The organism is Brevibacillus sp. JNUCC-41 (assembly GCF_014844095.1).
GTDB lineage: Bacteria > Bacillota > Bacilli > Bacillales > DSM-1321 > Peribacillus > Peribacillus aracenensis.
This window is the reverse complement of sequence record NZ_CP062163.1, coordinates 821,730-841,271: the sequence shown is the minus strand read 5'-3', so window position 1 is coordinate 841,271 and position 19,542 is coordinate 821,730. Positions and strand designations below refer to the sequence as shown.

The following is a 19,542-nucleotide window of genomic DNA, read 5'->3' as shown; positions in this document are numbered from 1 at the left end:
TTTGGCGCAATAAGTAAAAATAACATAAAAACGAGTAAAAATTCTGAAATGATTTGTTGATTTTTAGAACTATAATGAAAGTGATGCATATTCAATCTGGAGTGGAAGGGTGAGTTTAATGTCTCAATCGTATTGGCTGACGAATGTACGCTTGGAAAATGGGTTTACTTATAATGAAAATGAAACGATCACCGGCACTGAAACCGGAAATTACCACATCAAGATTGAAAATGGAAAAATATCCTCGATTCTATTGGCAAAGGAATCGATAACGGATCAGGACCCACAGCATGATGTTCGCGGTCTCCTGATGGTCCCCTCGTTTAAGGAAATGCATATCCACATTGATAAAACCTACTATGGCGGTCCGTGGAAGGCTTGCATGCCTGCCATTAATGGCGTGAAAACCCGGATAGAAGAAGAGCAGGCCCTACTGCCGGAATTATTGCCTACCGCTAAAGCAAGAGCGGAAAAAATGCTGGATTTATTATTGGACTTCGGCTCTACCCATATACGCACACATTGCAACATTGACCCCGTCATTGGTCTGAAAAACTTGGAGGCCACCATTCAGGCACTGGAAGGATATAAGGATAAATTGACGTATGAAATCGTCGCATTCCCACAGCATGGACTATTACGCAGCAATTCCGTCGGTTTGATAAGGGAGGCCATGAAGAATGGCGCGAATCTGGTAGGCGGCGTCGATCCCGCCACCATTGATGAAAACATAGAGCGATCACTTGAAACAATCATGGATATCGCGGTCGAACACAATTCCGATATCGATGTCCATTTACATGATCCGGATCACCTTGGACTCTTCACCATGCAGCGCCTCGCTTCACTGACGGAAGATGCAGGCTGGCAAGGAAGGGTCACGGTTAGCCACGCAAGCGGGTTGGCAGATCTTTCAGTCCCGGAGGCAACGGGCATAGCCGAAAGGTTTTCGGAAACAGGAATATCGATTACATCCACAGTGCCGATCTTCAGAACGATTCCCATCCCCCTTCTTCATGAAAAAGGGGTGAAAGTCGAATTGGGTAATGACAGCCTCACTGATCATTGGACACCCTTTGGCATCGGGGACAATCTGGAAAAGGCCGGTCGCCTTGCCGAGAGGTTTCGCATGATTGAAGAACGTTCCTTAGCGCAAAGCCTGCAATTCATAACAGGAGGGAAGACCCCATTAAACCAGGACGGGATCAAGGCGTGGCCTAATGTCGGGGATGAGGCGAATATCGTGTTGCTTGAAGCCAGCTGTTCTGCGGAAGCGGTGGCTAGAAGGGCAAAGCGTGCCGCTGTCATCTTCAGAGGCAAGGTTGTTAGCGGATCTATTTCATCTTTCGAGACGACAGGTGTTTAATCTTCTATTAAAGAGAGTGATTTGATGAATGAAGCATACTGGCTTACAAACGTTACACTTGATAGTGGATTTGTTTTTGAGAATGGACGGATTGACCGGACGAAGACAGCTGCATATAACATGTATATAAAAAATGGGGTCATAATGGAATTGCAATTGGCTTCAAGTATGCCTTTGAAAACGGATGATCCTGTTCACGACGCGGGAAAGCTGCTTGCACTTCCTTCTTTCAAGGAGATGCATAATCATCTTGACAAGACTTATTTAGGACTGCCATGGAAATCATGCATTCCGGTTCCGAATTTAATTGAACGCTTAAAGTTAGAAGCAAAAGAGCTTGCTGAACTGGCTGAAACCGGTCGGCTCCGGGCTGAACGGATGCTTCAACTATTGTTAAGCGGCGGGGCGACGCATGTAAGGACGCATGTTAACATCGATCCATACATCGGTATGAAGAACTTGGAAGAGATTCAAAGTGCATTATATCGTTTCAAAGGGAAAATGACATACGAGATCGTGGCTTTACCTCAGCATGGACTGCTAAGAACGAATTCAAAAGGGTTGATGAGACAAGCGATGAAAGAAGGGGCGTCTTTGGTGGGCGGCCTGGATCCTGGCGGCGTGGATAATAATATAGAAGCTTCCCTATATGAAATGGTCGATTTGGCCGTTGAATTTGATGCGGACATTGATATTCATATTCATGATCCCGGTCATCTAGGTTTATATACGATCAAGAAACTCGCTTCTTTGATCGATGAAGCAGGGTGGAAAAATAGAGCGGCCATCAGTCATGCTTTTGCACTTGGTGATGTTTCAATAGGAGAATCAAATGAACTGGCCAGTGAATTATCAAAACTGGGGGTATCCATCATGTCTACAGTTCCGATCAACAGGGTCATTCCCCCGATTGATTCACTGCATGAAAAAGGTGTCCATGTTGCCCTCGGATGCGATGGCTTTTATGACTCCTGGTCCCCGTTTGGCACAGGGGATATGCTGGAAAAGGCAGGCAGATTGGCCGAGAGGTACAACTGGAAGGAAGAGTATGCATTGTCCCAATCGCTCCAATTCATTACGGGAGGGATCAAGACACTGGACCCTGAAGGAAATCGTTTATGGCCGAATGTGGGAAATGACGCTAGTATGGTTTTTGTGGATGCATCTTGTTCTGCCGAGGCAGTTGCCAGGAGATCGAAGCGTGCTGCGGTTATGGTCAATGGAAATCTGGTTTACGGCGGACTCGATCGCGAATCTGCCTTGAAGTCGAATTGAAGGTCTATTTCAAGAAGGGATGAAGATCATGAATACAATCTATTGGTTAAAGAATGTTCGTTTGGAATGTGGTTTCAAGAAAGAGAATGAAAGAGTTACAGGAACGATGACCGGGCTATTTCATCTGTTGATGGAGGATGGAAGGATTGCGAAGATTGTCAAAGATGGGGAAGCCATACATGATGATTTAGCGGTGGAGGATGCAAAAGGGCTGCTGGCGTTACCATCCTTCATCGAAAAGCATGTTCATCTTGATAAGACACTGATGGGGGATGTTTGGAGAGCGTGCACTCCTTCTTCAAGTGTCATTGAACGCTTTGAAAATGAGAAGCGGGTTCTGCCTTCCGTTGCAACAAGCACATGTAAACGTGCAGAATCTTTACTGGAAATCCTTTTAGCTTCCGGCTCTGCACATATACGGACCCATGTTGATATTTATCCTGAAGTGGGATTGCAAAACTTAGAGCAAGTGCAGCAGGCGCTTGCTGGCTATTCTAATAGAATCAGTTCAGAAATAGTCGCATTTGCGCAGCACGGATTGTTGCGGTCCGGTTCAGTCCAACTTGTCAGGGAGGCATTGCGAAACGGGGCAGGAATCGTCGGGGCGGTCGATCCAGCAACAGTCGATAACAATATTGAAGCATCGCTGGTTCAATTGATGGATTTAGCAGTGGAAGCGAACGCTGATGTGGACTTGCATTTGCATGATCCAGGCCATCTGGGCACGTTCACCATGAAACGCTTGGCAGCTCTGACCAAACAGGCGGGCTGGGAAGGCAGGGTAGCAGTAAGCCATGCTTTCGGTATCGGGGACGTATCCAAGGAAGAAGCCTATGATTTGGCTGACATTCTTAGGGCTGCGGGGATTTCCATTGTCACCAGTGTCCCTATTAACAGGCAGATGCCCCCTGTTGATTTATTACATGAAAGAGGGGTTGAAGTATCAGTAGGAAATGATAATATCTTTGATGTATGGTCCCCTCTTGGGAATGGTGACATCTTGGAGAGAGCAGGAAGGCTCGCAGAACGTTTCAAATGGATCGATGAAGTTTCACTTTCCCGGACACTCGGGTATATAACCGGCGGAAAGACCCCATTGGACGAAAAGGGTAACCAGGTATGGCCGAAAGCGGGAGATGCCGCAAGTCTGGTGTTAATTGACGCAAGCTGTTCTGCAGAGGCAGTTGCCAGGCGTTCTGAACGTAAAGCAGTCATTTACAAAGGAAACTTGGTTTCCGGTTCACTGTCTAAACAAAAGCAGTCAATTGAACGGTAAGACTAAACCAAAAAGGATTTCCGGATACTTCCGGATTTCCTTTTTCATTTTGTTATGGAACGGCTTCCGCTTCCATGTACTTTTACTTACTTATGTTATATGCTGTGGAAGTGATTTTTTTCTATATTGGTTAAGGACTCCGTTCCGTGTCATTGTCGTTATTCACAAATATATTTTAAGCAGACTCGCTTATCCCTGTCCATTTGCCTTGCAGCCTTAGTCAAGCCAACAAATTAGCTGGGAGCCGCAGTCTTTGTTACTATTAATGGTAACGTTATCATATCGCATGCCCCGTCCGGGGACCGCGTTTATTAGCATGGTGCTGTCTTATCGCCTTTTTTAATGGAAGGGCAATTGAAATTCACCATGAGCTTCAAAAGTATCATGTTCAAAGGAGATGGAATCTATGAAAAGTTGGAGTTCTTCTGTGACTCTATTTTCTTCTTTTCAATGGTTGTTTTTTATTTTTGCAAATACGGTAGTAGTGCCCATATCGATTGGCGCAGCTTTTGATCTTCCTCCCGATGTTACGGAAATGACCATGAGAAGCTCGCTCATTTTCACCGGTATCGCTTGTGTGTTTCAGGGGTGGAAGGGGCATAAGTATCCACTTATGGAAGGTCACTCCGGTCTATTGTGGGGAGTGATGCTGAATTTAGGGTTATCAGCACCATCCATAGGGCTCGGTTATGCTGAGATAGGAGGGGGAATTGCTACTGGCCTCATTGCTGCTGGTGTCGTGACCATCATTATTGCTGCCTTCAACCTGATTTCTTTTGTCCAGAAGATTTTCACCCCCATGGTCATGACGGTTTATTTATTCCTTCTGACGTTCCAGCTCATCTTTGTCTTTTTCAAGGGGATGCTGGGGATTACGGAGAATGGGGAAATTAACATCCCGGTCAGTTTCCTATCAGTGGGGATTGTACTTTTAGTAAGTATATTAAAGATAAAAGGACCAAGGACCATAAGCAATTTCTCCATATTGATCGGGATTATGGTGGGATGGATTTTTTACGAGCTGCTATTTCCGGAGGCGGGGGGAGAAATGGGATCGACGGGTGCCGCTTTTTCATTTTTCCCATTAGGTGCTCCAAACCTGGAATTCGGGATCATAGCGATTTCCTTTTTTGCAGGATTACTGAATTTGTGTAACACGTTCGCTTCCATTCAAGCCGCATCGGAATTAATCGGTGATGAAGCTGAACACAAGCAGTATCGAAATTCTTTATTCATGACTGGCGGTTTTACCATTTTCGCTCCGTTGCTTGGACTTGTTCCGTATACACCTTTTACTTCATCCATCGGATTTTTGCAGAGCACTCAAATCTATGAGCGGAGGCCTTTCTTGCTTGGAGGCATGTTATTGACCATAATTGGGCTCATTCCTCCTTTCATCGCTTTCCTGGCCACCATGCCGATAACAGTCGGGAATGCAGTATTGTTCGTTGCTTACCTTCAGCTGTTCGGTACGGCTTTCAATAGCGTCAAGGGCCAGCATTTCACTTCAGACACGATATTCAGGCTTGCCGTACCAGTATTGATTGGAGTGAGCTTGATGAACATCCTGCCAAATGCATTTTCGAATGTTCCCACGCTTTTACAGCCATTTTTGACGAATGGGCTCATAATGGGCGTATTGATATCAATCGTGCTGGAAAAATCGGTGAACTGGAATCGTTATGAACAGCTGCAGAACTAAGATGACTTCGAAAGTAATGGCTATACATAAAAGATTGAAATAAGGAAAACAAGAAAACCGGAAGGATGTTAACCTTCTGGTTTTCTTTTTTTTTCAGTGATCGTCCAGGTATTCATCATAAACGGTCATTGCTGAAATTAGGCGCTATAATCAGTGGCAATACCCACTCCCCTGACATATTTTGTTGGAGGAAGTATTTGACGTGGTATCAATTCCCTGACCATTTCGTTCAGATTTCCTGTTCTAAGCACTACCTTATAAATAATAAACGGAGGTTATATAATATGTATGAATTTCAAAATCAATTGCAAAACCTGTATGTCGATGATTTCCAGGTGACTCAGCCAGTTCCTTGGGATCAAAGCCAGTACCAGCCAGGATATTCTGCTGACGATTCCCGACTCATTGGTTTCGGTTTTGGTTGTTTTGGTTGCCTTGGTTGCTTTATTGGGGGCTGTGGGTTCGGTCGTTGCGGAGGTTGTGGGTTCCGTTGCGGAGGTTGCGGACGCTGCGGAGGTTGCGGCGGACGTTGCGGACGTTGCGGCGGTTAAGTATCCAGATTTTCTAAAGGAAGTCCCTGCATGTACAGGGACTTTTCTTTATTGTATTAGACATAAGGGACAAATTGTTGTACATAGGATTAAAGTGAAGTGCTGTGCTAATAGCAGTACTTAAAATGCATCGGGTTAGGAGGAGCGGAATGATGAATTTGACCCCTTCTATGCGTTTGAAAGTGAAGAGAGATACGTTTTTTCTTCCGGAACCGAATAGAGGTGTGTATTTCAGGAATAACATAAGTTCGTTCCGTATGGAGGGCGGCTCGATCGTCCAGTGGATTGAAAAGCTATTACCGATGTTCAACGGAAACCATACATTGAGCGAGTTGACGGATGGATTGCCTGGCCCATACCGGAACAGGGTGATGGAAATTGCCGAGGTTTTGTACGGCAATGGGTTTGTACGGGATGTAAGTCAGGACAGTCCCCATCAATTGAGGAATCAAGTACTTGAAAGGTATGCTTCACAAATCGAGTTCCTGGAAAGCTGCGGCGATTCCGGGGCTTACCGTTTTGAAACTTATCGAAATAAAAAGGCGTTGGCCATAGGCTCTGGACCATTGTTCCTTTCATTGGTGTCCTCGCTGTTGGAATCCGGATTGCCCGCATTCCAAATCTTCATTACGGACACGGTACCGACCAATAGAAAAAGATTGAATGAAATCGTGGCGCATGCGCGTAAGACGGACGACGAGGTTTCCATAGGGGAGGTCGTGCTTGAAAAGGGAGAAGAGATTGAATGGCAGGAAATCGTGCAGCCTTTTGACACAATTTTATATGTGTCACAAGAGGGTGATATAGAGGAGTTAAGAGAACTTCATTCGGTTTGCAGGCAAGGGAAAAAGATCCTGTTTCCTGCATTGATCATCAATCAAGTAGGCATGGCTGGTCCGCTTGTCCATCCGGATTCCAAGGGGTGTTGGGAGTCAGCCTGGCATCGTTTACATCAAGCTGAGCTGGAAAAGAATCAGGCACCATCTTCCTTTTCCGCGACAGCCGGAGCGATGTTGGCCAATATAATGGTATTCGAATGGTTTAAAGAGGCTACAGGCGTTACGACAGGAGAACAAGCCAATCATTTTTATCTGTTGGATATGGATACAATGGAGGGAAAATGGCATCCATTCATTCCCCACCCGGGAGTGACGGGAAAGGGGACTGCTGCATGGATTGAAGATTTTGATCAGCGGCTCGAACAGAAATCGGAACCGAGTAAGCCGGGTAAGGTGTTTATGTATTTCAGCCGATTGACATCCTCGGAATCCGGGATCTTTCATCGTTGGGATGAGGGAGATTTAAAACAGCTGCCGTTGGCCCAATGCCGAGTTCAGGTTGTTGATCCGCTGTCGTCCGGTCCGGCCGAACTGCTGCCCGAAATCATCCGTTCAGATCTGACGCATGAGGAAGCGAGAAGGGAATGCGGTTTTTCAGGAGTTGAAGCATATGTATCCCGAACACTCAGCCAGCTCATTCCGACTCTTACACCGCTTCAGGGGGCAGAAGATATAAAGGAGTCGGTCGTCGGTATCGGAGCAGGGGAAACATTTGCTGAATGTGTATGCCGTGGGCTGCAAAGCTATTTGGATAAGGAGCTTGACAATAAGCGTTTCAACCAGGAGAAACTCGTGTCGGTGCAATTGGCTCAAGTGGAAGATGAACGCTGCAGGTATTATCTACAAGCGCTGACCCGTCTGCAAGGAGAACCGATCATCGCGTTGGGTGAGGAAGTGTCAGGTTTCCCGGTAGTTTGGGCAGGAACGAGCGACGGCTGGTCCGGAGCTGTCGGTTTGAATGTAACGATCGCATTACGGAACGCGTTGCAAAAGGCCGTCATGAAAGTCCAAAACCAGACTGTTTGCCTTACAGCTCCAGATTTAGTGGCATCGCCTGTTCTTAAGGAAGAAAAGTCCTTGAATCTTGTGATTCCTTCGTGCGGGGTGACGGGGAATTCCGAGATATTAAAGTCCGCCATTCAAGTCTTGAAGAAGAATAAGAAGCGAATATTCGTATTTGAATTAGAGTTGGAAACTTTCTTGAAGGAAGAAATGGCAGGAGTGTTTGGGGTGCTTTTGCGAGAGGAGGAATCAGGGTGAAAACTGACGTATTGGTTGTCGGGGAAGGAGTGCTGGCCGACCATGTTCAGGGGGACCTGTCCGGCCAATATCAGGTGAATCGCCAAACCGATTTCGAGGCAGGAATACCGCAAAAGACGGCTATGGTCCTTCTGCTGCAAGATGCCTGGAATCCAGCTGTCCATTTAAAGGCGGAAGAGGTGATAAGGCAAGCGGGCGTTCCATGGCTGCGGGGGTTCGTTTCATTTGGAGAGGGAGTGATAGGTCCGTTGGTGCGCCCGGATGTTCCTGGCTGCTCACAATGTGCGGACCAAAGGCATCTCATGGCTGGGCGTGATCGAAAAGAAATGTGGGAAATCCGCAAACAGCTGGAGGAAAATGGGGGGATGGATCGTGATGCGGCTGCATCACGCACAGGCCTTTTACAGATGGCCCACTTGATTTGTGCAGAGGTAAGGAAGGCGATGAAAGGAGAACGCGCCTGTTCGGAAGGGCGTGTATCAATCATCAACTTGAAAACGCTGAATGGCTCGTGGCACTCATTTTTACCAGATCCATTGTGTCTGGTTTGCTCAACATTACCTGATGACTCGAAGGAGCGTGCCAGGATTACGTTACAGCCAAGTCCGAAAATCGGTCCCGACAGTTACCGTACCCGTTCAATGGAAGACCTGAATGAAGTTCTGGCCAAGGATTACTTGGACCATCGCACAGGTTTCTTGAATAATAAAATGATCGACCTTGTGCCGCCATTTGCCGATGTAAGTGTTAATTTGCCTTTATTCATAGGAGATGAGGGGGCGGCAGGCCGTACTCTCTCATATGCGGCCAGTGAGATGACGGCCATATTGGAGGGATTGGAAAGATATTGCGGTATGGAGCCCCGCGGTAAACGGACAGTCATACATGACAGTTACAACAACCTTAAGGATTTTGCGCTCGATCCGATCAGGATAGGGGTACACTCGAAGGAAAATTATGCACAGCGGGATTTCCCGTTTCAACCGTTTAATCCTGACCGATCGATAGATTGGGTATGGGGCCACTCATTTTTGCAAGAGCGGCCGATCTTGGTCCCGGAATTGCTTTCCTATTACAGCTTGGGCTGCGGTCATGGGTTTGTCTATGAAACTTCTAATGGCTGTGCTTTAGGGGGAAGCTTGGAGGAGGCCATTTTCTACGGCATCATGGAAGTGGTCGAACGTGATTCGTTTCTTCTGACCTGGTATGCGCAGCTGCCACTCACACGTCTTGACCCTTATTCTGCAAATGATAAAGAACTGGAGTTGATGATTGACAGGGCGAGGGCGGCAGCGGGGTATGATATCCATTTGTTTAATTCGACCATGGAACATGGTATCCCGAGCGTATGGGCGTTGGCTAAAAACAGGAAACAAAAAGGATTGAATATCATATGTGCGGCAGGGGCCCATCTGGACCCGATCCGGGCCGTGAAAAGCGCGGTCTTCGAGTTGGCTGGCATGATGCTGACACTTGACGATAATTTGGAAGAGAATCTGGATGAGGTTGAGAAAATGCTGCATGATTCTTCACTGGTAAGGAAAATGGATGATCATGGCATGCTGTACGGTTTACCGCAAGCCGAAGAGCGACTGCAGTTTTTGCTTGATGATGACCGCCCGATGCGAACATTCGCTGAAGAATACGGGGAAAAGGTGAACCATCCGGACTTGACGGAAGACTTGCAGGAAATCCTTCAGGAGTTTCGCCGATTGCAACTCGAGGTGATTGTGGTGGATCAGACGACACCGGAAATTGCACGAAATGGATTACATTGCGTGAAAGTGCTGATACCGGGGATGCTGCCGATGACATTCGGCCATCATCTTACCCGCATAACGGGGCTTGAGAGAATACTGAGGGTTCCGATGGAACTTGGATATGCTGAACGGCGGCTTGAATTCGAACAGCTTAATCCGCATCCGCATCCTTTTCCATAAGCGGTGATTTAGGAGGTTGGAGGATGAGTCTAGAAGCATTTTTGTACAATTTGCATTTTGATATCGAAAAGGCAAGTCCGCCGGATTGGGAAGTGGATTGGGAGGATGCACCGCTGACGTATAAGCTTTACCGTGACTTGCCTGTTTTTCCGCTATCACTGGAGGTGCCGCTGACGCTGGAGGGTTGCAGCGGGCCTTCAAAACAGGACCTTAAAGGAATCGGTCATTTCCTCTGGTATGCATATGGCCTGACCCAAGTCAGTCAGGTATCGAGCTCCTCGGAATCTGCGGACCTCATGCAGTCATTCCGGCGTTTTCCGCCATCAGGGGGAGCTTTGTATCCAAGCGAATTGTACGTGTACTTGAAGATGGAGGGATTACCTGCTGGTGTATACCATTATGATGCGGCACACCACCGGCTGGTATTGCTGCGGGAAGGGAATTTTGATTCATATATAACAAAAGCCCTTGGTGAAAACTTTGATATGTCCGCATGCTTTGGCACGGTTTTTGTATCGACGATGTTTTGGAAAAACTTCTACAAATATAATAACTTTTCATATCGTCTGCAAGGTCTGGATGCAGGCGTGCTTCTTGGACAGTTGCTCGAAGTGGCGAAACGGTTTGGAATCGCCGCTGGGGTGTGCTTCCAGTTCCTTGATCGAGCCATCAATCATCTTCTCGGGCTTTCCGATGAGGAAGAGAGCACATATGCGATGATCCCCTTATCGGCAGACCCCGCATTTTGGTGTACTGATGAAAGTAATAGTAATGGACCTGTCACTTCGACAGAATTATTGCCGGAATTGACGGGCATTCAGCCGGAACACTATGTTCGGTCCCAAAGAATCAGGGAATTTCCTATGCTGACTAAACTGAATGCAGCATCCATGATCGAATCCACCCAATCATTCCGGAGGATCAGTACGAAGAATGGGACGAAATCCGAAGGACATATTGTAGCCCTTCCTATCGTGAAGCGGCTGTCCTATGACTTGGCATCAGTTTGCCGGAAGCGGTTTTCACCTGAAATGGACTTCGCACTCGGGAAAGTCAGTCAATGGCAGCTGGCTTCTCTCCTGCAGGAGGCAACCGCTTCGTTCTCCTATCGAAATGACTTGGATGGAAAAAACGGGAACGATGAACATCGCGTTTCATTATATGCTTGTTTGTATAATGTGGAAGACATACAAGATGGTGCATACCATTACGACAGCACGACACATACATTGCAACAGATACAATCGGGAGATCAGCGGCTCCGATTGCAATACGGAATGTCCCTCGATATCATGAATTTTCAGCAAGTGCCAATCTGCATACATGTAGTTGGCGAGCGGGAGCATTCCAAAACGCAACTTGGATATAGAGGATACCGCATCCAGCAAATGGAGGCGGGGATGCTCGTTCAGAAATTACTGCTAGCTTCGTCAGCCCTCGGAATGAACGGGCACCCGCTGCTCGGCTTTGATGTGGAAATGTGTGATGAACTTTACAAGATCGGTGGTGGTCCTCAAGGGAAAACGAGCCTGATCCAAATCCCGATCGGCCATTATCGGAATCGTCCCTGGCTGAAGGGAAGTTTGCATAGTTAAAAATGTAACGATAGCCTTCATTCCTTTTAAAGAATGAAGGCCGTTTCTATTCAATGAGGAAAATCCAATTATTAATAAAGGCTCTTTTCGTAAAGATTGTTGTTTCTAAAACGAAACGATTTAAGATTGTTGTTTCTAAAACGAAACGATTTAAGGTTGATTGGAGCGCAAGTGCGAGACTCCTGCGGGAGCAGCGGGACAGGCGTTTACGCCGAGGAGGCTCACCGCCCGCCCCGCGGAAAGCGAGCATCTGGAGGGGAAATCAACCACACCCATTACTTGGAAAATGGCAACAAAGTATGCGGAAACAGCCTTAATAAAAAACTGGAGCTTGAAAAACGGTATAGCTTCCAACCTAAGAGTGCAATAATCCCGGCCGAGGATTATACTGATATAAAAGGTTTTATCATTTAAGGGAATGAATAAGTAGATAAAAAAGCCAATAATTTGGAACGCTTTTAACAAAACCAATTTAAAGGATGTAGCTTATGGAATGGAGAACGGATAGAAAATCCAAGAAGCCTTTATATAAACAAATAGCTGGTTATATTGAGAGTGGTATTGCTGATGGAACATTTTTACTAGATAAGCCGTTACCTTCTGAGCGCTTCTTGGCACATGAACTGGGGGTAAACAGAAGTACAGTTGTAGCAGCTTATGATGAATTGGAAGCAAATGGGTTAGTTGAACGAAAAAAAGGAAGCGGAACGATGATCAGCAAGGATATATGGGGAATCAACAGAAAACGTATGCCTAGTTGGAATAGATACATCGAAGCTGGTTCATTTTTACCCAATTTGCCGGTAACCCAAAGAATACGTAAAGAAACGGAAGGAAATAATCTAATAAACTTAGCTAGTGGGGAGGTATCAGAAGACTTATTTCCGGTCCAATCCTTACGTGAAATCATTTCGAATAGGTCCTTTATTGGAAGTTTAGGTTATGATCACCCCCAGGGCAATGCAGTTTTAAGGGGCACAATTACTAATCATGTAAAACAGTATAGAAAAATTGATACTCATCCATCTTCCATACTCATTACCTCTGGTGCACAGCAAGCCATACATCTCGTTGTCCAATGCTTGCTAAAGCCAGGCGATGCCGTTGCATTGGAAGATCCATCATACGGTTACAACCTTCCCATTTTTCAATCCGCAGGACTAAGGACTTTTCTTTTACCAGTTGATAAGGATGGCATCAACCCAGAGGATTTACTAGCACTACATAAAAAACATCGAATCAGGATGATATTTTTGAACCCTGTTTTTCAAAACCCAACAGGAACTGTACTTCATATCAACCGACGTAAAAGGATTCTAGAGATTTCATCCGAATATGGAATACCGGTTGTAGAAGACGATCCTTATAGTTTAACTTCCTTTTCTGGGGAAAAAATCTCTACTCTTAAATCGATGGACAACAACGGAAATGTTTTATATATAAGCTCTCTGTCAAAAATTGTTGCTTCTGGCTTAAGAATTGGCTGGATAATAGGACCGAAACCAGTTATAGAGAGACTGTCTGATGCTAAGCAGCAGGTTGACTTCGGCCATGGCTCCTTCACTCAATGGATAGCAAATGATTTTTTGGATTCAGAGTATTTTCCTGCCCATATTACTTATTTAAGAGAGCAGCTAGAAAAAAGAAGGGATGCAATAGTTTCGAGTCTTGACGAATTCCTGCATAAAGAAGTCGAGTATTTTTCGCCAAATGGTGGAATTCATTTGTGGTGTAAGCTGAAGGTGCCTTTGAACGAAATAAAGTTACTGGAGGAATCTATCAAAAGAGGAGTTATATACGTTCCTGGTTCAACATTAGGTACAAATAAGGAATATGTACGCTTTACTTTTGCAAGGGAAAATGAGGCTTCCATTCATGAAGGCATCAAAAGGTTTGCAGAGGCTGTAAAAAGTTTATAAGGGTCTTCTCAGACTGTAGACAAACTCGATTTCAATGAGTTTGTCTACAGTCTTTTTATGGCTTGGACAATTGAACGTTGATTTCCGCTTCAGGCACTCGCTTTCGGCGGGCGGTCCGGGAGCCTCCTCGACGTTTCGCGCCTGCGGGGTCTCCCTTGGCCACGCTTTCCCGCAGGAGTCTCGCGCCTTCCGTTCCAATCAACTTCTGCTATAAAATTTTGGTGAAAACCTACCTGAGATTTGGAGGTGTTGCTTTGTTCGGAACCATCATTGATGAAAGAGATATTTTCCAACCCCTTTTATCTACTAACTTTATAGCTTGTACAATTGAACGTTGATTTCCGCTCCAGGCACTCGCTTTCCGCGGGCGGTCCGGGAGCCTCCTCGACGCTTCGCGCCTGCGGGGTCTCCCCTAGACGCGCTTTTCCCGCAGGAGTCTCGCGCCTTTCTCTCCAATCAACTTTGTTTTATCAGTAAGAAAGAGCTTCTTTTGTCTACAGTCTTTTTATGGCTTGTACAACTTAGATGTTGATTTCCGCTCCAGGCACTCGCTTTCCGCGGGCAGTCCGGGAGCCTCCTCGACGCTTCGCGCCTGCGGGGTCTCCCCTAGACGCGCTTTTCCCGCAGGAGTCTCGCGCCTTTCTCTCCAATCAACTTTGTTTTACCTTTTAGATCGAACCCTTTTGCCTAAAGTCTTGGAATAGAATCATGTTTAGAAAGCATCCTCATCTCTAAAACAATAGTCTTTGCACCTTTCTATGTATATGAACGGAAGAATTCAGCAAGTGGATGGTGGAAATTTCACTTAATTGGATGGTCCTAAAATTGGTTGTTCTTTTATTATAGAGAAGTAGGGTTTTCTAATATATTTACGATGAGCGATCGACCTGCCAATCAGGAACGATTTTTTGTGTAGTTTCACTACGATATACGATGAGAATCGGTCAAGGAAATGGATAATAATACGGGGAGGCATTGGATCATGACGATAAGTATAATATTAGTAGTAGCCATTAGTTTGGTTGCCCTGGTTGGGACCCTTTCGCTAGCGGGGAAGAGTGATAGTGATTATTCCGCAGCAACGAGAGGGAATTTGTTGAACCTTAGTTATATTTATATAGGTCTTGCCCTAATTTTAACTGTGGGCATCGTCTACTTCGTAATAAAGTTAGCCTAAGATATCACGTGAATGATTATTATAATAGCATATCAAAATGGATAGAAATAAAGGCTTAATTGTAAACAGATCATGTTTTGTACAAGACATACTCTATTTGTGGGGGATTGTGAATTTGTTCACATATGTGGCGGAAATGTGAACGAAAAGAATACTGATTGATTCGTGAAAAAATCACCATTGCAAGCTGGGTGAAATTAGAACGGTCACTTCAAAGAAAAACTGACCGCCTCTTTCAATTAAACTTTAAATTAGGCTCTTTTCGTTAAGATTGTTGTTTTTAAAACGAGACTATTTAAGGTTGATTGGACCTGCGGGAGCAGCGGGGCAGGTGCGACCCCACAGGCGTTTACGCCGAGGAGGCTCACCGCCCGCCCCGCGGAAAGCGAGCATCTGAAGGGGTAATCAACCACACCGCTTTACTTGGTAAATAGCAACAAAGTATGCGAAAACAGCCTTAAATTATAACGTAGCGGAGATGATGAAATATGACAGTGCCTGTATTGGTTTTGACTATTATCTTAGGTTTGCTTAAATTATTAGTTACCTGCCTACCAACCGATGCAGTGAATTGGATTCTGAGTAAATTTAAAATACATTCGGAAATTAGTGGCGCGAATGCAATCGTAACCTATGATGGAAATCGTTTGGAAGGTGAAGACAAAGTTCAAGTCATTAATTATTTTAACGAAGCTAAGTTCTTGAAAAAGAATCATATATTCCCAGGGAACGAGCAATTGTTTTTACATCCAGAAAACAGTGGGATTCCAATAATGATTGATACTAAAAGAGGAAAAAACGATGTTCGATTATTTGTGTACATTTACGACGACCATGTGGATGTAGTCAAACAGTACAAGAATAAAGTAGTTGCGTATAGTCTTCTTTCCGAGAGGCTCCAAGAGCGTTCCATGCCAGTCATAAGGAATTTAGTTTAAAAGGAATATATAAAGTGGACTGCATCCCAATGCTAGTAACATCCAAGCAATTGGGATGCAGTTTTTTATATGATTCGTGCATTGGTAAGTAATGCACTTTTTTAAACAGTCAGTTGTTCTCGGTCAATACCTTTAAAGTCTTTTCCCGGATGCTTATCCTTTTTTTATAATCTTTAGCGACCAACTCTGTATATATTAAATCAAAAAGTAATAGCAGCGGAAGCAATGGAGAAATGTTTTGCCCCATATGCATGCTGTTCTTGCTCGTGACCAATAGCGATATATCGCCAAGCTGTGAGAGCTCGGACTTCTTATCTCCAGTAAAGATCAAGATGCGTGAGCCTTGCTTCTTTGCAATTTTAACTGCAGAAATCACTTCTTTCGTTGTTCCGGAAATGGAAATGCCGATGACGACGCTATTCTCGTTACTTAAAGCTGCATCCATCATTGACTGATGGGGATCTGTAATGGCTTCAACAGTTAAGCCGATACGGAAAAACTTGGACTTGAACTCCTGGGCCGCTATACCTGAACTCCCTATTCCATAAACATGAATCTTATTTGCCTGTGTAAGGTAAGATACAGCTTTTTGGATATCGTCATATGTGGTTATATGAAAGGTATTATCAATGATACCTAAGTGATCTTGATACAGTTTAGCGAAATAATCCACCTGCTTGATGTTCTTCATATTTTTCGGTGTATTGCGGAGATCCACGAACCTTTTTAACTCATGCTTGAACTCATTGAACCCGGAAAAGGCTAATTTCTGGCAAAAACGTGTAATGGTTGCAGGTGAAATATGAAGCTTTTTAGCTATTTGACTAATGGTTAACTGACTTACTTCTTCAGGGCGCTGCAGAATGTAATTGGCCAATTCTTCTTCGGTTTTGGTGAATTTGTCCATGCTGCACTCAATGCCATATATGAGGTTTTCTGCGAGATATTCCATTTGACCACCCATTTCAAATTTCTTATATGTATTCATAGTTTAATGTATCCATTAGGGACGTCAATAACCGAATGATCCATGAATCGTAAAAAAGACCCAAACTGTTTCCAGTCTGGGTCTTTCATTACTATGTGCAGCGTTTTATTCTTGGATGGCATCCACGAATCTTTTAGTGATTTGCTGCGGTCTGGTAATGGCACCGCCCACTACTACTGCATGGACATTCATATCCAATACAGAGCGGGCGATTTCCGGTGTTATGACATTTCCTTCCGCGATCACTTTCGCTTTTTTCACTGCTTTTACGATTTCTTTGAGCACAGCATAGTCATCCTGATATATTTTCTGGCCGAACGTTTCGTCCGTATAGCCGTATAAAGTGGGCGCTACGATATCGAATCCTAGATCGTCAGCGAATATAGCTTCCTCAATGGTGGATACATCCGCCATTAGTAAAACATCCGGATATTTTGCTCTTATTTCACCATAAAACTGCTTTAACGTCTTACCGTCCGGTCTTACCCGGGATGTAGCATCCGTGGCAATGATTTCCGCTTTGGTTTCCATCAATGCATCAATTTCGGCCATGGTGGGAGTGATGTAGACATCGTTTTGTCCATACACCTGTTTAATAATCCCTATGACTGGAAGGTCCACATTTTTCTTGATTTCCATTATGTCAGCTACAGAGTTTGCGCGAATACACTTCGCACCGCCTTCCTTGGCAGCAATGGCCATGCGCCCCATAATAAACGAGCTGTGCAGCGGCTCATTCTCCAATGCTTGACATGATACAATTAAGCTTTTGTGAATTTTATCCAGCACCTGTTGCATGTTTAACACGTCCTTATCGTTATCTATGTTCTTAATGACCCAAGTATTCTTCCACTTCATTTTTGATGATCGTCACTTGGGGACCGTATACTATTTGAATGCCATTTCCTTTTTTTACGACACCTTTTGAACCGGTTTGTTTAATGACGTCTTCTTTCACCAACGATTCATCCTTTACAGTGACGCGCAGACGGGTTGCACAGCAGTCGACTATATCGATATTTTCCTGTCCGCCTAAACCATTGACGATGGTTTGGGTTCTCTCTGATGCGGCTACTTGTGTAACGGCGGCCTGTTCATCATCTTCACGGCCGACCACTTTCAAATTCTTCTTCCTGATCAAGAATTTAAAAGTGAAGTAGTATAGGAAAAACCATGGAATGCCGACGAGCAGTACATAAATCCAGTTTGTTTTACTGATACCCTGGAGTATCCCGAATAAAGTAAAATCAATAAATCCTCCAGAAAAGGTTTGACCGATCGTTATATTGAATATATCTGCCATCATGAAGGCAAGTCCGTCAAACAAGGCATGAATAACATAAAGGATCGGGGCGACAAATAGGAAACTGAATTCAAGCGGTTCGGTGATGCCTGTTAAGAAAGAGGTCAAGGCAGCTGAAAGAAGCAGGCCGGCCACGACTTTCTTATTTTTAGGTTTAGCGCAGTGATAAATGGCCAGTGCAGCGCCGGGTAAACCAAACATCATCGTGATGAACCGGCCGGACATGAACCGGGAAACACCCTCATAGTACTTGACGGTAGTCGGATCGGCCAATTGCGCAAAGAAGATATTCTGGGTCCCGCTTACAATCTGCCCTTTTATCTCCATCGTTCCGCCTAAAGCTGTTTGCCAGAAGGGAAGGTAGAAAATATGGTGCAACCCTAAAGGCCCGAGCATCCGTAATATGAATCCGTAAAAGAAAGTCCCGATCGTACCTGTGCTCGTTACCAGCGCACCTAATTGGTTTATGAAAAGCTGGAAATAAGGCCACACGATAAAAAGCACGGCTCCAACCAAGATGGACGCGAAGGAAACGATGATCGGAATGAAACGGGAACCACCGAAAAACCCTAAAACTTGCGGAAGCTGAATTTTATTATATTTATTGTGTAAAAGTGCGGCAACGATACCTACTACGATACCGCCAAACACACCGGTCTCCAGTGTTTGGATCCCGACCGCCATTCCCTGTCCGGCACCTGCCAAATTCTCTTTGGCAAGTTCCCCGTTTATTTGAAGCAGTGCATTTATTGAACTGTTCATGACGAAGTAGCCAATCATGGCTGCCAGCGCTGCGGTCCCTTTATCCGAACGTGCCAATCCTACTGCAACACCTACGGCAAAAATGACCGGCAAGTTGCCGAATACGATGCTTCCTGCAGAACTCATGATCGTGAAAATGGCCTGCAGCCAAGCAAAGTCTAAAAAGGGATAAGCCTCAACTGTATTTGGATTGGAAAGAGCACCGCCAATTCCCAGCAATAAACCGGCCGCTGGCAAAACGGCAATCGGGAGCATAAAAGATTTACCGAACTGCTGCGCTTTCTCGAAAGCTTTCTTCATAATAATTCCTCCCTCATTTAACGAGCCTTTGATACTCTCTATTTTTGATCGCTCTATACTAGCTATATTAAATCCATATGATAGCGTTTTCAATACGGTGCAAGGTTATATCAATTGTTTTCAATCCTGCACTTATTTCTCTGAAAAAGTTTTCATTAATAGAAGTGCTGGATTGGATATTAAGTTATATAAGTATATTGAAATTCCCACATGCTTATTTTTATAATTCGTGTATTGGAGAGTAAATGTGCTATTTAATTAAAAAAAACATTTTTTTTGTGTGAAATCCGAATATTATCTTGTGCAATAAAGAAAAAGTATATATAATTACTTCAAACGATAGTTTGGCAG

14 protein-coding genes are annotated in these 19,542 nt (G+C 44.8%); 11 read left to right on the top strand and 3 right to left on the bottom strand.

Features of this window, described 5'->3' with window-relative positions; genetic code table 11:
• Positions 1–118: 118 nt before the first annotated feature.
• From JNUCC41_RS04145 to JNUCC41_RS04095, 11 genes are all read left to right on the top strand, one after another.
• Positions 119–1,366 (top strand): amidohydrolase family protein, encoded by a 1,248-nt coding sequence (locus JNUCC41_RS04145; RefSeq protein ID WP_192206506.1) that lies wholly within the window; start codon positions 119–121, stop codon positions 1,364–1,366.
• Positions 1,367–1,390: 24 nt separating this feature from the next.
• On the top strand, positions 1,391–2,641 hold the full coding sequence (locus JNUCC41_RS04140) for an amidohydrolase (RefSeq protein WP_192206505.1): 1,251 nt from the start codon (positions 1,391–1,393) through the stop codon (positions 2,639–2,641).
• A gap of 28 nt (positions 2,642–2,669) precedes the next feature.
• Positions 2,670–3,917, top strand: coding sequence for an amidohydrolase (locus tag JNUCC41_RS04135; RefSeq protein WP_192206504.1), 1,248 nt, complete (start codon positions 2,670–2,672; stop codon positions 3,915–3,917).
• A 406-nt stretch (positions 3,918–4,323) separates the two neighbouring features.
• Positions 4,324–5,619, top strand: a complete 1,296-nt coding sequence (locus JNUCC41_RS04130) for a uracil/xanthine transporter (protein ID WP_192206503.1) — start codon at positions 4,324–4,326, stop codon at positions 5,617–5,619.
• 65 nt (positions 5,620–5,684) lie between these two features.
• Positions 5,685–6,170 (top strand): heterocycloanthracin/sonorensin family bacteriocin, encoded by a 486-nt coding sequence (locus JNUCC41_RS27410; protein WP_370662563.1) that lies wholly within the window; start codon positions 5,685–5,687, stop codon positions 6,168–6,170.
• Between the two features lie 149 nt (positions 6,171–6,319).
• Complete coding sequence (locus tag JNUCC41_RS04120) at positions 6,320–8,269, top strand: putative thiazole-containing bacteriocin maturation protein (RefSeq protein WP_192206501.1); 1,950 nt, start codon at positions 6,320–6,322, stop codon at positions 8,267–8,269.
• Positions 8,266–10,209 (top strand): TOMM precursor leader peptide-binding protein, encoded by a 1,944-nt coding sequence (locus JNUCC41_RS04115; RefSeq protein WP_192206500.1) that lies wholly within the window; start codon positions 8,266–8,268, stop codon positions 10,207–10,209. The genes JNUCC41_RS04120 and JNUCC41_RS04115 overlap by 4 nt, the downstream gene beginning before the upstream one ends.
• Positions 10,210–10,232: 23 nt before the next feature.
• On the top strand, positions 10,233–11,804 hold the full coding sequence (locus JNUCC41_RS04110; RefSeq protein ID WP_192206499.1) for a SagB family peptide dehydrogenase: 1,572 nt from the start codon (positions 10,233–10,235) through the stop codon (positions 11,802–11,804).
• Positions 11,805–12,292: 488 nt separating this feature from the next.
• Complete coding sequence (locus tag JNUCC41_RS04105; protein WP_192206498.1) at positions 12,293–13,723, top strand: MocR-like pyridoxine biosynthesis transcription factor PdxR; 1,431 nt, start codon at positions 12,293–12,295, stop codon at positions 13,721–13,723.
• Between the two features lie 982 nt (positions 13,724–14,705).
• Positions 14,706–14,900 carry a hypothetical protein gene (locus JNUCC41_RS04100; protein ID WP_192206497.1) on the top strand — a complete coding sequence of 65 codons (195 nt, stop codon included), beginning with the start codon at positions 14,706–14,708 and terminating at the stop codon, positions 14,898–14,900.
• Positions 14,901–15,388: 488 nt separating this feature from the next.
• Positions 15,389–15,838, top strand: coding sequence for a YfmQ family protein (locus JNUCC41_RS04095; protein WP_192206496.1), 450 nt, complete (start codon positions 15,389–15,391; stop codon positions 15,836–15,838).
• A gap of 109 nt (positions 15,839–15,947) precedes the next feature.
• Here the strand turns inward: JNUCC41_RS04095 and JNUCC41_RS04090 are convergent, their stop codons facing one another.
• The 3 genes from JNUCC41_RS04090 to JNUCC41_RS04080 all read right to left on the bottom strand — a co-directional run bounded on the left by JNUCC41_RS04090 (position 15,948) and on the right by JNUCC41_RS04080 (position 19,191).
• On the bottom strand, positions 15,948–16,826 hold the full coding sequence (locus JNUCC41_RS04090) for a MurR/RpiR family transcriptional regulator (RefSeq protein ID WP_228467533.1): 879 nt from the start codon (positions 16,824–16,826) through the stop codon (positions 15,948–15,950).
• Positions 16,827–16,931: 105 nt separating this feature from the next.
• A complete protein-coding gene (locus JNUCC41_RS04085; protein ID WP_098373428.1) occupies positions 16,932–17,624 on the bottom strand; it encodes an N-acetylmannosamine-6-phosphate 2-epimerase in 693 nt (230 codons plus the stop codon).
• A 31-nt stretch (positions 17,625–17,655) separates the two neighbouring features.
• A complete protein-coding gene (locus tag JNUCC41_RS04080) occupies positions 17,656–19,191 on the bottom strand; it encodes a maltose/glucose-specific PTS transporter subunit IIC (RefSeq protein WP_192206495.1) in 1,536 nt (511 codons plus the stop codon).
• Positions 19,192–19,542 lie beyond the last annotated feature (351 nt).

What these genes read in the sequence shown, in the direction of transcription:
- JNUCC41_RS04145 (WP_192206506.1), top strand. Translation starts at nt 119, where the DNA reads ATGTCTCAATCGTATTGGCTGACGAATGTACGCTTGGAAAATGGGTTT.
- JNUCC41_RS04140 (WP_192206505.1), top strand. Translation starts at nt 1,391, where the DNA reads ATGAATGAAGCATACTGGCTTACAAACGTTACACTTGATAGTGGATTT.
- JNUCC41_RS04135 (WP_192206504.1), top strand. Translation starts at nt 2,670, where the DNA reads ATGAATACAATCTATTGGTTAAAGAATGTTCGTTTGGAATGTGGTTTC.
- JNUCC41_RS04130 (WP_192206503.1), top strand. Translation starts at nt 4,324, where the DNA reads ATGAAAAGTTGGAGTTCTTCTGTGACTCTATTTTCTTCTTTTCAATGG.
- JNUCC41_RS27410 (WP_370662563.1), top strand. Translation starts at nt 5,685, where the DNA reads ATGTTAACCTTCTGGTTTTCTTTTTTTTTCAGTGATCGTCCAGGTATT.
- JNUCC41_RS04120 (WP_192206501.1), top strand. Translation starts at nt 6,320, where the DNA reads ATGATGAATTTGACCCCTTCTATGCGTTTGAAAGTGAAGAGAGATACG.
- JNUCC41_RS04110 (WP_192206499.1), top strand. Translation starts at nt 10,233, where the DNA reads ATGAGTCTAGAAGCATTTTTGTACAATTTGCATTTTGATATCGAAAAG.
- JNUCC41_RS04105 (WP_192206498.1), top strand. Translation starts at nt 12,293, where the DNA reads ATGGAATGGAGAACGGATAGAAAATCCAAGAAGCCTTTATATAAACAA.
- JNUCC41_RS04100 (WP_192206497.1), top strand. Translation starts at nt 14,706, where the DNA reads ATGACGATAAGTATAATATTAGTAGTAGCCATTAGTTTGGTTGCCCTG.
- JNUCC41_RS04095 (WP_192206496.1), top strand. Translation starts at nt 15,389, where the DNA reads ATGACAGTGCCTGTATTGGTTTTGACTATTATCTTAGGTTTGCTTAAA.
- JNUCC41_RS04090 (WP_228467533.1), bottom strand. Translation starts at nt 16,826, where the DNA reads ATGAATACATATAAGAAATTTGAAATGGGTGGTCAAATGGAATATCTC.
- JNUCC41_RS04085 (WP_098373428.1), bottom strand. Translation starts at nt 17,624, where the DNA reads ATGCAACAGGTGCTGGATAAAATTCACAAAAGCTTAATTGTATCATGT.
- JNUCC41_RS04080 (WP_192206495.1), bottom strand. Translation starts at nt 19,191, where the DNA reads ATGAAGAAAGCTTTCGAGAAAGCGCAGCAGTTCGGTAAATCTTTTATG.